The 12,971-nt window shown below is 40.0% G+C and carries 14 protein-coding genes; all 14 read right to left on the bottom strand.

What is annotated here, in order from left to right; translation table 11 throughout:
• Window positions 1-10 precede the first annotated feature (10 nt).
• The 14 genes from ACFSFY_RS11485 to rimP all read right to left on the bottom strand — a co-directional run bounded on the left by ACFSFY_RS11485 (window position 11) and on the right by rimP (window position 12,960).
• Window positions 11-784, bottom strand: a complete 774-nt coding sequence (locus tag ACFSFY_RS11485) for a hypothetical protein (RefSeq protein ID WP_381538155.1) — start codon at window positions 782-784, stop codon at window positions 11-13.
• Entirely contained in the window at window positions 777-1,049 is a 273-nt protein-coding gene (locus ACFSFY_RS11490) for a YlmC/YmxH family sporulation protein (RefSeq protein WP_381538156.1), read from the bottom strand. Before ACFSFY_RS11490 ends, ACFSFY_RS11485 begins: the two co-directional genes overlap by 8 nt.
• A gap of 69 nt (window positions 1,050-1,118) precedes the next feature.
• Complete coding sequence (locus tag ACFSFY_RS11495; RefSeq protein ID WP_381538157.1) at window positions 1,119-2,363, bottom strand: M16 family metallopeptidase; 1,245 nt, start codon at window positions 2,361-2,363, stop codon at window positions 1,119-1,121.
• 99 nt (window positions 2,364-2,462) lie between these two features.
• Window positions 2,463-4,580, bottom strand: coding sequence for a polyribonucleotide nucleotidyltransferase (pnp, locus tag ACFSFY_RS11500; RefSeq protein ID WP_381538159.1), 2,118 nt, complete (start codon window positions 4,578-4,580; stop codon window positions 2,463-2,465).
• A 694-nt stretch (window positions 4,581-5,274) separates the two neighbouring features.
• Window positions 5,275-5,544: a 30S ribosomal protein S15 gene (gene rpsO, locus ACFSFY_RS11505; RefSeq protein WP_381538161.1), complete on the bottom strand. Its 270-nt coding sequence runs from the start codon at window positions 5,542-5,544 to the stop codon at window positions 5,275-5,277.
• Window positions 5,545-5,674: 130 nt separating this feature from the next.
• On the bottom strand, window positions 5,675-6,619 hold the full coding sequence (locus ACFSFY_RS11510) for a bifunctional riboflavin kinase/FAD synthetase (protein WP_381538162.1): 945 nt from the start codon (window positions 6,617-6,619) through the stop codon (window positions 5,675-5,677).
• Window position 6,620: 1 nt separating this feature from the next.
• Window positions 6,621-7,544: a tRNA pseudouridine(55) synthase TruB gene (gene truB / locus ACFSFY_RS11515; RefSeq protein WP_381538163.1), complete on the bottom strand. Its 924-nt coding sequence runs from the start codon at window positions 7,542-7,544 to the stop codon at window positions 6,621-6,623.
• Window positions 7,545-7,623: 79 nt separating this feature from the next.
• The gene (rbfA, locus tag ACFSFY_RS11520) at window positions 7,624-7,974 is read right to left on the bottom strand and encodes a 30S ribosome-binding factor RbfA (RefSeq protein ID WP_381538165.1); all 351 of its coding nucleotides are present in this window, start codon (window positions 7,972-7,974) and stop codon (window positions 7,624-7,626) included.
• A 22-nt stretch (window positions 7,975-7,996) separates the two neighbouring features.
• Window positions 7,997-8,275: a DUF503 domain-containing protein gene (locus ACFSFY_RS11525; RefSeq protein ID WP_381538166.1), complete on the bottom strand. Its 279-nt coding sequence runs from the start codon at window positions 8,273-8,275 to the stop codon at window positions 7,997-7,999.
• Window positions 8,272-10,671: a translation initiation factor IF-2 gene (gene infB, locus ACFSFY_RS11530; RefSeq protein WP_381538168.1), complete on the bottom strand. Its 2,400-nt coding sequence runs from the start codon at window positions 10,669-10,671 to the stop codon at window positions 8,272-8,274. The genes ACFSFY_RS11525 and infB overlap by 4 nt, the downstream gene beginning before the upstream one ends.
• Before the next feature lie 4 nt (window positions 10,672-10,675).
• Window positions 10,676-10,996 carry a YlxQ family RNA-binding protein gene (locus ACFSFY_RS11535; RefSeq protein WP_381538170.1) on the bottom strand — a complete coding sequence of 107 codons (321 nt, stop codon included), beginning with the start codon at window positions 10,994-10,996 and terminating at the stop codon, window positions 10,676-10,678.
• The gene (gene rnpM / locus ACFSFY_RS11540; RefSeq protein ID WP_381538172.1) at window positions 10,993-11,271 is read right to left on the bottom strand and encodes an RNase P modulator RnpM; all 279 of its coding nucleotides are present in this window, start codon (window positions 11,269-11,271) and stop codon (window positions 10,993-10,995) included. Before rnpM ends, ACFSFY_RS11535 begins: the two co-directional genes overlap by 4 nt.
• 20 nt (window positions 11,272-11,291) lie before the next feature.
• Window positions 11,292-12,461, bottom strand: coding sequence for a transcription termination factor NusA (gene nusA, locus ACFSFY_RS11545; RefSeq protein ID WP_381538173.1), 1,170 nt, complete (start codon window positions 12,459-12,461; stop codon window positions 11,292-11,294).
• Window positions 12,462-12,483: 22 nt separating this feature from the next.
• Window positions 12,484-12,960: a ribosome maturation factor RimP gene (gene rimP, locus ACFSFY_RS11550; RefSeq protein WP_381538175.1), complete on the bottom strand. Its 477-nt coding sequence runs from the start codon at window positions 12,958-12,960 to the stop codon at window positions 12,484-12,486.
• Window positions 12,961-12,971 lie beyond the last annotated feature (11 nt).

Genomic DNA, 12,971 nt, shown 5'->3' on the forward strand with positions numbered 1-12,971 from the left:
ACTTCCCCTTTCATCTTCTATACATCCTATCAAGTGCATCTGCCAAAGCAGTTGCTGCATCGAAAGGAAAATGTATCCCCGGAAGTCCAGGGAGTATTGTATAGTATTCAAATACCCGACTATCCCTTAGGCAACCGGGTGCTGACGCAAGATCAAAGATGCGGAGTTTTGTTGCACTCCCAGGGGAAAACCACTGTGATGGGATTGTATTAACCAGACAGCCTTCCTGTACTTCAAAATTACTTGTAAGTCGCTGAGCGTTATAATGATTCGAAAGCGCCTCGCCAAGCTGTGTATTAGAACGTGCAAGAATCGTAATGTCTGCACCAAGAGAGGACAGAACATCCGCTACCATTTTTCCAACTTTACCAAAACCCGCGACATAAAAATGTTCTCCCGATACAACTCTCTTCGTCCGAGTATAGTATTCCGCAATAAAACCTTCTGCTGTCAGTCTTGCATTTCTCCATACAAATTGTTCTTCTTCCAAAAAAGATTGTATTTCCAGCCCGGCATCTAAAAAAGGGCGAAGCCATTTTTCCTCTGCTACACCCACAAATAACTTCGTTTCTTTGTTTAGAATTTGTACCGGAAAATCACTTTTCATTTGCAAGATTGGAAAAACAATATGATTGGGCTTAAATTCAATAATTGTCTTTTCTAATTCTGAAGTTACAACATCCGATCCGACATATCGGCATGAATGACCACGCACCGACATGATTTCACTGCAAACTGCAATTCGGCGATCTGAACCAATGAATAGCCATCGTTTTTCAATCATCAAAACCGGCCTCATGCATCGTGGTCGCCTTCGTAAACAAAATTCGATGCTCACCTATCAAAACAATTTCTTTCCAAGGGATAAACTCCTCAGACTGTTCCTGCCGGCCTTTAAAAGAAAAACGGCCAAATTTCTTTTTTATTTCAAACCCTATAATTTCTCCTGTTGTTGTATTAAATATGAGATCTGTATCTCCCAAAATTCCATATCTAATCCCATCCTCCACTTGAATTAATTCTTTTTGAGCAAGTTCTGAAAGTAACATTGTCATTCCCCTTTCCTTTATCTTCATCCAGTATATGAAACGAAGTTGAAAAGCTGACTCTATTTACATTTAGAATTTAATACGATGTACAATTTCTTTAGGTCCAATAATAGAATTTGAGCGTTTATTCACAAATATTGATTGGGCCATTCGAAGAATCCCCTCGGCATTTACTCCATCAATTCGAGAAATCACTTCATCTATTGTTAGGTGTCTTTTTAGTAAGAGCTCATTATTGCCATTTCGATTCATTCGTGATTCTGAACTTTCAAGACCAAGTATAAATCCACCTTTTAATTGTTCTTTTGCATTTAAAATCTCGTTGTCTGTTACACCTTTTTCAAGAATTGAGTCAATAACATCATTAATTGTGCTGTACAATTCCGATAGTTTCTCAGGTGAAGTTCCAGCATAAATTACAAACGCACCTGAATTAATATAAGACGAGTAATACGAATAAACCGAATACGCAAGACCACGTTCTTCTCTCACTTCCTGGAATAACCTTGAAGACATCGCACCGCCAATAATGCTATCCAGAATTGCTAAGTCATACATATTTGGATCCCCTAATGAAATCCCTGGAAAACCAATACAAAGCTGTGCTTGTTCGATGTCCTTTTCTTTAATCCAAACACCTTCGAAAAATTCTGGAATTTCTAAATCCATTTCCACATGTTGCTCTTTCGATTGAAATGAACCAAATTCTTTTTCAATTTGTTGAATCAATTCCTCATCATAATTTCCCGCTACTGAGATAACTATTCTTTCAGGCCGATACATGCGTTCCATAAAATTTAATATCATTTCCTTATTAAATGTTTCAATCGTTTTCTCTTTTCCGAGAACAGGTCTTCCAATCGAATGATTTCGGTACATATTCTCCCAAAGGATTTCATGCACATCATCATCTGGTGTATCTTCTACCGCCGCTATTTCATCAAAAATTACTGATTTTTCTTTCTCAATTTCCTCGTCAAGAAATGTTGAATTGAAAAACATGTCTGCTAGAATGGATAACGCTTTTCCTGAATGATTATTAAGTACTGTTGCAAAAAAACATGTTGCTTCTTTTGATGTGAACGCATTGATATCTCCACCAATTCGATCGAACTCTTCAGCAATCATACGTGCACTTCTAGTACCCGTCCCTTTGAATAACATATGTTCAATAAAGTGTGCAATTCCACTTTCGACCTCTTTTTCATCAGCGGAACCTGCCTCTATCCATACTCCAAGTGCTACTGATTGAACATAAGGCATATGTTCATGAATAATCCTTACGCCATTCGCGCAAATTTGTTTCTCTATCATTCGCGGATTCCCCCTTAAATTTATTTGTTAAAGAAAGAAAAAGCCTCCTAATTCACTTTATGTGAAAAGAGGCTTTTCAATGTAATTATTATGCGCTATTTATTCGTTTTCTTTTTCGGCAGCTTTTTTCTCTTCTAGTAAAACAACTTTTCTAGAAAGGTTTACACGACCTTGATTGTCGATTTCAATTACTTTAACGAATAGTTCTGCGTCCATTTTCAAAACGTCTTCTACTGCTTTTGTGCGTTCTTCTGAGATCTCAGAAATGTGAAGAAGACCATCTTTGCCTGGGAAGATTTCAAGGAATGCACCGAATTTTTCAATGCGCTTCACTTTCGCCATATAATATTCGCCAACTTTTGCTTCGCGAACAATATTTTCAATCATCTTCTTCGCTTTATCGTTCATTTCGTTATCTGGCGAAGAAATGTAAATCGTACCATCTTGCTCAGTATCGATTTTCACGTTTGTAACTTCAATGATTTTGTTAATCACTTTTCCACCAGGTCCGATAACGTCTCGGATTTTGTCTGGATTGATTTTAATCATAATGATTTTCGGTGCATATTGAGACAACTCTGTACGAGGTTCCTCAATTGCCGTATTCATATGTTCAAGAATGTGCAAACGCCCTATTTTAGCTTGTGTCAATGATTCTTCTAAAATTTGACGAGACAGACCATCAATTTTGATGTCCATCTGTAGTGCTGTAATTCCTTTTTTAGTACCTGCTACCTTAAAGTCCATATCGCCAAGGAAATCTTCCATTCCTTGAATATCCGAAAGAACTGAGTAGTTGTCCCCTTTTTTAACAAGTCCCATTGCGATACCCGCAACTGGAGCCTTAAGTGGAACACCCGCATCCAACATCGCCATTGTCGATGCACAGATTGAAGCCTGTGATGAAGAACCATTCGATTCTAACACTTCTGCTACGAGACGGATTGTATATGGAAACTCTTTTTCATCTGGAAGTACAGAAAGCAAAGCTCTTTCTCCAAGTGCCCCGTGACCAATTTCACGACGACCCGGTCCACGAATTGGACCTGTTTCCCCAACACTAAAGTTCGGGAAGTTATAATGATGCATAAAGCGCTTAGACTCTTCAATACCAAGTCCGTCGATGATTTGAACTTCTCCAAGTGCACCTAATGTACAAACGCTTAGTGCTTGTGTTTGTCCACGTGTGAAGAGTCCTGAACCATGTGTTCTTGGTAGAATTCCAACTTCAGAAGCAAGTGGACGTATTTCATCCAAGCCACGACCATCTGGACGAATCTTTTCGTCAGTGATCAAACGACGAACTTCATCTTTAATGATGTCATCAAGAATACCCTTCACTTGTTTCATTGTTGCATCATCTGATCCATTTTCTTTGTAGTGCTCCATAACTTCAGCTTTCACTGCATCAATTGCATCTGCACGGGCATGTTTTTCATGCGTTTGAATTGCTGAAATAAGTTTCGCTTCGCAGCTCGTTTTGATTTCAGCCATCAGCGTTTCATCTAATTCATATAAAGCGATTTCCATTTTCTCTTTGCCGACTTCTGCAATGATTTTTTCTTGGAATTCGATCAATCGAACGATTTCACTATGACCAAACATGATTGCTTCTAGAATAATGTCCTCAGTTACTTCCTGAGCACCTGCTTCAACCATGTTGATTGCGTCTTTTGTGCCCGCGACAACTAAATCCAATTCACTTTTTTCTAACTGATCTGGTGTAGGGTTGATGAGAAACTCACCGTTAATACGACCTACTTGAACACCAGCAATTGGACCTTCAAATGGAATATCCGATACAGAAAGTGCAAGTGATGAACCAAGCATTGCCGCCATTTCTGATGAACACTCATGATCAACTGACATAACAAGTGAAATAACTTGTACATCATTACGGAATCCATCTGCAAATAGAGGACGGATTGGACGGTCAATCAGACGGCTTGTTAAAACAGCCTTGTCTGAAGGACGACCTTCACGTTTAAGAAAACCACCGGGAATTTTACCGACAGCATACATCCGTTCCTCATAGTTTACTGTTAATGGGAAGAAATCAAGACCTCTTGAATTTTTTGATGCAGTTGCAGTCGAAAGAACCGTTGTATCGCCGTAACGAACGAGAACTGCTCCATTAGCTTGTTTTGCAAGTTGACCTGTCTCCACGATAAGCTGTCTACCTGCCCAATCGAGTGTGTATACTTTTTTACCTGTCATAATCGAACCCCTCTCCGTATTCCAGTCTAAACCGTATACGTTGTATGTATTATTATTAGTGTAATTGAAAGCCCTAAGTGAATACAAGTTTTTATCATCAATAACCACCATCAAGGCGCATTGTTACAGTATAGCACTTTATTCAACGTTCTAGTAAATATTAAGACAAAATGATTAAGCAATCTTTTACGTTAAGCTAAAACCGACTTATTTGGGTAGTCCTATATAAACAGAATCCAGAACACCGTTGCTTTCCGTTCCAGGCGGACGCGTTCCACTGTCGAAGAATAAAAACCATTCTTCTTAGGGGCGGGCGTTGAGCCAATCGAACAACGAAGAGTTCGATTTGCCGTACTTCTGCGTTAATTTGCAGAAGTTAAGGCAGCTGTGCTCGCAACGCTGCGCTTTTGCTTGCAAAAGTCGTTCTACGTAACGCCTTTCGCTATCGCTCCACTGCGGGGTCTCAACTGTCCCGCTTCATCCCGCTGGAGTCGCCTTTAGCCGCGGGCCCACACGAAGTGGGTCATGCAGTCGTTACGACAGGACGTCGTGGTTTTAGACTGCCTTGCACTCCAAGCAACTATGATTGTAGAGTGAAAATGGAGAGTTTATATAGAAGATCTTTTCGTACCTAATTTTATATTAGAACGTAAAAAAAAAAGCGAGCACTAGGCCCGCTTTAATTGTTTTCTTATTAACGGCGTAGGCCGAGCTTAGCAATAAGATCACGGTAACGCTGAACTTCGTTGTCACGAAGGTATCTAAGCAATCTACGACGAGTACCAATCATTTTCATAAGACCACGACGTGAGTGGTGATCCTTCTTGTGATTAGCCAAATGTCCATTCAGGTTATTGATATCTTCAGTAAGGATAGCGATCTGTATGTCTGCAGACCCTGTATCATTCTCATGAGTTTTGAACTCATTGATCAATTCATGTTTACGTTCTTGTGTTATAGCCATCCTATTCACCTCCTATTTCAAAATATCCCCGGCTCCCGAGCAAACGTTGGTGATTCGCCTTGCAAAGGAGCGGTTCGTGCTCTTCGCACTCATTTATAATACCACTCACATTACACAATTGCAACAAATACTAAATTGCTGTAAGAGTTTCAAATGCGGTTGATTTGTCTTTGCCTATTTGTTCGACAAGTGCATCAATTGAATCAAACTTCTTTTCATCACGAATATGACTGATCCAATCAACCATCACTTCTTTGCCGTACAAGTCACCTTCAAAATCCAAAACATGGACTTCAACAATCGATCTTGTGATTTCAGGGTTGCTAAATGTTGGTTTTACTCCGACATTACAAACTCCATTATACGCGACTCCATCCACGAACATACGGACCGCATAAACTCCGTTCTTCGGTAGGACAGAACTTACATCAGGCAATACATTGGCGGTTGGAAAACCAAGTAAACGACCTCTTTTTTCACCATCAACAACTATACCAACTGTTCGGAATTGACGGCCTAAAAGTAATGCCGTTTTTTCAACATCCCCTGCTGATAATAGCTCTCGAATTCGAGTTGAAGAAATTTTTTCCTCACTATCCGCTACTTTCGGAACAACAGTTGTACCGTATTCGCCATCTGCCAGTAGTTCCATATCTAACATTGTACCGGCACCTTTTGAACCAAATGTAAAATCAAAACCGGCAGTGACATGTTTAACACCGAGTTTTTTAATAAATACATCAATAAATTTTTCAGGCTGTAATGCTGCAAGTGACCAATCAAACGTGACGATAAACACAGCATCAATACCCATTGACTCGAGAATCCTAAGTTTTTCAGCTTCTTGAGTAATGTAACCTACTTTGTTTTTTCCATCCCCAAATAGATGTGACGGATGTGGATTAAAGGTCATCACTGCGGATTGTATTCCGAGTTCCACCGCTTTTTTCTGGGCTTCCATAATTACTTTAGAATGCCCTTTATGAAGTCCATCAAAAAAACCGATAGCCATCGAAAATTGTTCGTCTGTAGTAATTTCTACTTTATCTGGATAGTGCAATTTATAAACTTCCAAATTAGTTCCCCCTTACAATATTCAACGGAAACATCTTATCCGGCTTCATTAAACCAGGCTTTGTTGGATGTTTGATATAGATGGCAATTGCTTTTTTATTATATGTAAAAACGACTGCTTGTTCTTTTTGGAAAATGGAATGTTCTTCTAATACTTGGCCATCTGCTATTTTAGTATACAACTCATCACTTATTTCAAGAGATGGAAAGTCAAGAAGTGCATCTTCTAGTGGTTTAAGGAAAGATTGGATTTTATCTTCTTGTTTTAACTCGGCAATCTCAGCAAGTGTCCGACAATCAGATTGACTATACGTTCCCGAAATTGTCCGGACAAGAGAAGCCATATGAGCAGGGTATCCTAGAAGTTCCCCTATTTGAACTGCAAGTGTTCGAATATAAGTTCCTTTTCCACAAGAAATACGGATTTTAAATGTAATCTCTTGTCCACTATAGACAGTTTCAGGATTTATTAATTCAAGTTCATGAATGCTCACCGTTCTAATAGGTCGTTCAACTTCGATTCCCTGACGTGCATACTCATACAACTTACGTCCGTTCACTTTGACAGCTGAATACATTGGTGGAATTTGTGTAATGTCTCCTGTGAGCTTCTGAAGCGCTTTTTCAATATCAGTAACGTTGATTGTCTTATGAGAAGAATCTGTTTGGACAACAGCGCCATCTGCATCTTCCGTTTCCGTAGAAGTCCCTATAGAAACAACTGCTACGTACTCCTTACCCATATCCGTAATGTACTCTGCTACTTTTGTAGCTTGGCCAATACAGATTGGTAAAACGCCTTCTACACTCGGATCTAATGTTCCTGTATGACCCACTTTTTTAGTACCAAGAATTTTCCGTAATTTAAAAACACAATCATGTGAGGTCATCCCTTTTTCTTTCCAAAGGGGTAGTATTCCATTCATCTGAAAACTCCTTCAAAACAATGATTTATATGTAAGAAAGGAAGTCGGAAAGTCCTGTTGGACACCGACTTCCCTAGTGTTATTCATCTTTTTCATTTTTCACTTGACTCAATAGACTTTCAATTCGACTTCCATATGCAATTGATTCGTCAAATTTAAATTCAATCTCAGGCGTAATTCGAAGTCTAATACGTTGGCCAATTTCTGTGCGGATAAATCCTTTAGCTTGTGAAAGGCCTTTAAGTGTTTGATCCTTCTCTTTTTTACTACCAAGAACAGAAATATAAACAGTCGCTTGTTGAAGATCTCCAGTTACTTCAACATCCGTTACAGTGACGAAGCCAATTCTCGGATCTTTTAACTTTTGCAAGATAATATCACCGAGTTCTTTCTTCATTTGTTCCGCGACACGATTCACACGTTTTGACATGGATGGTCACCCCAATTCCCTATCAGTAATATTCTAATGTAAGTTCGGATAATTCCCATTCTGGATTGGATTCCAAAAAGCGAATTGCCCTTCTTACTTCTCGTTCGGCCGCATCTTTTGATGAAGCCGTTGCAACGAGAGCAATTGTCGTTCGCTGCCAAAGGTCTTGATGATCGATTTCTGCGACGGACACATTATATGAATTTTTCGTTCGATCTGTCATTCGCTTTAAAACCGATCTCTTTTCCTTTAAATTAGCGACCATCGGAATGAAGAAACTACATTCCGCATAGACAATCATGTACGTTTAATTTCCTGCATGATATAGGCTTCAATAATGTCGCCTTCTTTCATATCATTGAACTTCTTAATTGTAATTCCACATTCATAGCCTTTTGCAACTTCTTTTGCATCGTCTTTAAATCTTTTAAGTGTATCAAGTTCACCTTCAAAGATAACGATGTTGTCGCGAACGATACGAACGCTTGAATCACGTGTGATTTTACCATCGATTACATAACTACCTGCAATTGTACCAATTTTAGAAACAACAAATGTTTCTCGTACTTCAGCTTGACCGATCACTTTTTCTTCAAATTCAGGATCGAGCATACCTTTCATTGCAGATTCAATTTCTTCGATTACTTTGTAAATAACGCGGTGTTGACGAATATCAACGCCTTCTGCTTCTGCTGCACGTCTTGCATTTGTATCAGGACGTACGTTGAAACCAATTACGATTGCGTTAGATGCTGCAGCAAGTGTAACATCTGACTCATTGATTGCGCCGGCTCCAGTATGAATTAGCTTCACATTGACACCTTCGACTTCAATCTTCATAAGTGATGCAGCCATTGCCTCAACTGTACCTTGAACATCTGCCTTGACGATAAGATTTAATTCTTTTACATCGCCGATTGTCATTTGTTCGAATAAGTTATCAAGAGTAATACGTGTTTTCTCTCCACGTGATTCTTGGATTGCTTCACTTGCTCTTGTTTCACCTATTTGACGAGCTGTTTTCTCATCTTCAAAGACAACAAAACGATCACCCGCTTGAGGTACGTCACTTAATCCTGTAATTTCAACCGGTGTTGACGGTCCAGCCTCTTTCACACGACGACCAATGTCACTTATCATTGCACGTACACGGCCATATGTGTTCCCTACTACAATTGGGTCACCAACATGCAGTGTTCCATCTTGTATTAGTAGTGTTGCAGCTGATCCACGACCTCTATCTAGTTGCGCTTCAATAACAGTACCACGAGCGCGAATTTTAGGGTTCGCCTTAAGTTCTGCAACCTCAGCAACAAGTAAAATCATATCGATTAATTCTTCAATTCCTTCACCTTTAAGTGCAGAAATAGGTACGAATATTGCATCCCCACCCCATGCTTCTGCAACAAGGCCGTGATCCGTCAATTCTTGCATAACGCGGTCTGGATTTGCTGTTGGCTTATCCATTTTGTTTACTGCAACAATGATTGGAACGTCTGCAGCTTTTGCATGGTTAATCGCTTCAATTGTTTGTGGCATAACGCCGTCATCTGCAGCTACAACCAATATTGTAATATCGGTAACTTTTGCACCACGTGCTCGCATGGTTGTAAAAGCAGCGTGACCCGGTGTATCTAAGAATGTGATTTTTTTGCCTTTATTTTCGATTTGGTATGCACCGATATGTTGTGTAATACCGCCTGCTTCACCTTGTGTTACTTTTGTATTTCGAATTGAATCTAAAAGAGTTGTTTTACCATGATCGACGTGACCCATAATTGTAACGACGGGTGGACGTTCGATTTCATTAGCTTCATTCTTTTCTACATCAACTTCTTCGAAATACACTTCAAGGTCTGTGTAGTCAATACGAATTTCTTCTTCTACTTCCACACCGTATTCAGCACAAATCAGCTCAATCGTATCTTCATCTAGTTCTTGATTGATTGTTGCCATAATCCCTAACATGAACAACTTTTTAATGATTCCTGAAGGTTCACGGCCAAGTTTACGACCTAGTTCAGCAACTGTTAGTGATTCATAGAAAGTGATTTTTTCCGGTAATGGCTTCTCCACTTTTGGAATTGGATTTGCAGGACGGTATCTTCTTCTACCTTGGTTAATACCTCTTGCAGGTGGACGACCGCCACGACGATTCGGCGCCCCACCTTGTGGAGGACGACCGCCTGTTGGTCTAGGAGCAGTTCCGCCACCAGTTGAGCTCGTAGGAGCGTTGGAGTTTGGACGACTCGGACCACCTGTTGATGCCGGACGACTAGGTCCACCCGTTGAGGCTGGACGACTAGCTCCTCCCGTTGACGCTGGACGACTAGCTCCACCCGTTGATGCCGGACGACTAGGTCCACCCGTTGACGCTGGACGACTAGCTCCACCTGTTGATGCTGGACGATTAGCTCCACCCGTTGATGCTGGACGTTTAGCTCCACTTGTTGGTGCTGGACGATTTGGTCCAGGAATTTTAGAGTTTTTAGCTACTTCTTTTTGTTCGCCACTTTTCACAATTGGTGTTGTTTTACTTTTACTACCAAATGATTGATCAAGTTTCGAAATCGCTTCAGTATCTATTGTTGACATATGATTTGTTACAGAAACATTTATTTTTGTAAGCTCATCGATAACTTCCTTGCTCGACCGATTCACTTTTTTCGCGTATTCATGTACACGTATTTTCGTCATTGGCTCACCCCCGGTTATATTCGTTGAGGAGCTCGGATAATTTCCCGGCAAAGCCGGCATCCGTAATTGCGAGGACCACTCGCGATTCTTTCCCAATTGCATGTCCGATTTCTTCTCGATTACCAAAGACATGCATCTCAACGTTGTTAAATGAACATTTATCAGTAACTTTTTTAATCGTATTCGCAGATGCGTCATTTGAAACGATAACCAAACGCGCATTTCCGTTACGAACTTCTCGTATTGCTAATTCTTCACCCGTAACAAGCATTCTTGCACGCGTCGCCATTCCAAGCATTTGAAAAATCTTTTTAGCATCTTTCATTTTAATGCCTCCCGACGAATTGCATGCAGAAGTTCATCATAAATATGATCAGGTACAGCTGTTCCAAGCTGACTTTGTATGGAACGGTTTTTACGTGCTTTTTCGACTGCCTCTTCGGATTTAGACACATATGTCCCACGACCGGATTTCTTACCTGAAAGATCGACTGAAATTTCTCCTTCTTTCGGAAGAACAATTCGAATCATTTCCTTTTTAGGAAGCATTTCACCAGTTGCCGCACATTTACGTAAAGGGACTTTTTTCATTTTCGACATGTGTAATCACCCTTTCTTTATCAGGCCTCGTCGTCTGAGTATAAATCGATTGTAACATCTTCAGTATCCGTTGACGTTTCTTCCTCGAAATAAGGATCTTCCGAAATCTCATGAGTAACTATGACTTCAGCGCCTTCTGGTGGATAGATACCAAGTTCACGAGCATCTGTTTCACTTTTAATATCAATTTTCCAACCCGTTAGCTTAGCAGCAAGTCTCGCATTTTGTCCTCTTTTACCAATTGCTAGTGATAATTGATAATCTGGGACAACGACAGTCGTTGATCTTGCATCTTCACTTACTTGAACGTCAAGTACTTTTGAAGGACTTAGTGCATTACCAACAAAAACAACTGGATCTTCAGACCATTCAACGATGTCTATTTTTTCACCATTCAATTCATTAGAAATGGATTGTACACGTGCTCCCCTTGCTCCAACACATGAACCAATCGGGTCGACTTCGTCATTGTTCGTATGCACCGATATTTTAGAACGGTCTCCTGCTTCACGAGCGATCGTTTTAATTTCAACAATTCCTTCGAAAATTTCAGGTACTTCCATTTCAAATAATCGACGCAATAAACCTGGATGTGTTCGTGATACAAACACTTGTGGACCACGTGATGTACGTTCAACTTTTGTAATATATACTTTAATACGATCATGAGGTTCATATGATTCCGTTAGGATTTGTTCTCCTACAGGAAGTACTGCTTCTACTTTACCGAGTCCTACGTATAAGTTTCGGGCATCTAAGCGTTCAACAATACCATTTACAATATCGTCTTCTCTATCCACATATTCTTCATATATCATACCGCGTTCTGCTTCACGCACACGTTGAGTAACAACTTGTTTTGCTGTCTGGGCGGCAATCCGACCAAAATCTCTCGGTGTTACTTCTTCTTCAACAATATCAGCAAGTTCATAAGCCGGATTGATTTCTTGTGCTTTTTCTAAAGAAATTTGTAGACGATCGTCTTCAACTTCTTCAACTACATCTTTACGTGAATAAACTTTCATTGAACCTTTATCAAGATTTAAATCGACTCGAACGTTTTGTGCTTGATTAAAGTTTCTTTTATAAGCGGTTAATAAAGCGGCTTCAATTGCCTCGGTTAAAACTTCTCTAGAAATACCCTTTTGTTTCTCAAGGGCCACTAATGCATCGAGTAGATCACTACTCATGTTTAATCACTCCTATATTCAATTATGAGGAAAAGTCGATTGCCAAACGTGCCAATGCAATTTTTTCTTTGTCTATTGAGACACTTACTTTTCTCGTTTTAATACGTATTTCAACTTCTGCTACGTCGTCGCCATATGAAAGCAAATAACCTTCGAACTCTTTCATCCCATCAATTGGTCCATATGTTTTAACGAAAACATACTGCCCAATTGCATTCAGAAAGTCCGTTTCATTTTTAAGTGGTCTTTCAGCACCAGGTGATGACACCTCAAGAAAATAATTTTCTACGATAGGATCTGTGCGGTCAAGTTCATCGCTAAGTCTTTCACTGACGAGAGCACATTGATCAATATCGATGTCTCCGCTCGGTGTGTCGATATAGATACGCAGAAACCAATCGCTACCTTCTTTGACATACTCAACATCTACAAGTACCAATTCTAAGTCGTTTACAATCGGACTGACGAGTTGCTCGACCACTTCCGTAACTTTAGTCATCTAATCCCTCC

Origin of the sequence: Sporosarcina siberiensis (genome assembly GCF_042681925.1) — a bacterium.
Taxonomy (GTDB): Bacteria; Bacillota; Bacilli; order Bacillales_A; family Planococcaceae; genus Sporosarcina; species Sporosarcina siberiensis.

Bases quoted from the DNA above. Each gene is read 5' to 3' on its own strand.
- ACFSFY_RS11495 (WP_381538157.1), bottom strand. From the start codon at position 2,363: ATGATAGAGAAACAAATTTGCGCGAATGGCGTAAGGATTATTCATGAA.
- pnp (WP_381538159.1), bottom strand. From the start codon at position 4,580: ATGACAGGTAAAAAAGTATACACACTCGATTGGGCAGGTAGACAGCTT.
- ACFSFY_RS11525 (WP_381538166.1), bottom strand. From the start codon at position 8,275: ATGATTGTCTATGCGGAATGTAGTTTCTTCATTCCGATGGTCGCTAAT.
- rnpM (WP_381538172.1), bottom strand. From the start codon at position 11,271: ATGTCGAAAATGAAAAAAGTCCCTTTACGTAAATGTGCGGCAACTGGT.
- infB (WP_381538168.1), bottom strand. From the start codon at position 10,671: ATGACGAAAATACGTGTACATGAATACGCGAAAAAAGTGAATCGGTCG.
- nusA (WP_381538173.1), bottom strand. From the start codon at position 12,461: ATGAGTAGTGATCTACTCGATGCATTAGTGGCCCTTGAGAAACAAAAG.
- ACFSFY_RS11485 (WP_381538155.1), bottom strand. From the start codon at position 784: ATGATTGAAAAACGATGGCTATTCATTGGTTCAGATCGCCGAATTGCA.
- truB (WP_381538163.1), bottom strand. From the start codon at position 7,544: ATGAATGGAATACTACCCCTTTGGAAAGAAAAAGGGATGACCTCACAT.
- rpsO (WP_381538161.1), bottom strand. From the start codon at position 5,544: ATGGCTATAACACAAGAACGTAAACATGAATTGATCAATGAGTTCAAA.
- ACFSFY_RS11490 (WP_381538156.1), bottom strand. From the start codon at position 1,049: ATGTTACTTTCAGAACTTGCTCAAAAAGAATTAATTCAAGTGGAGGAT.
- rimP (WP_381538175.1), bottom strand. From the start codon at position 12,960: ATGACTAAAGTTACGGAAGTGGTCGAGCAACTCGTCAGTCCGATTGTA.
- rbfA (WP_381538165.1), bottom strand. From the start codon at position 7,974: ATGTCAAAACGTGTGAATCGTGTCGCGGAACAAATGAAGAAAGAACTC.
- ACFSFY_RS11535 (WP_381538170.1), bottom strand. From the start codon at position 10,996: ATGAAAGATGCTAAAAAGATTTTTCAAATGCTTGGAATGGCGACGCGT.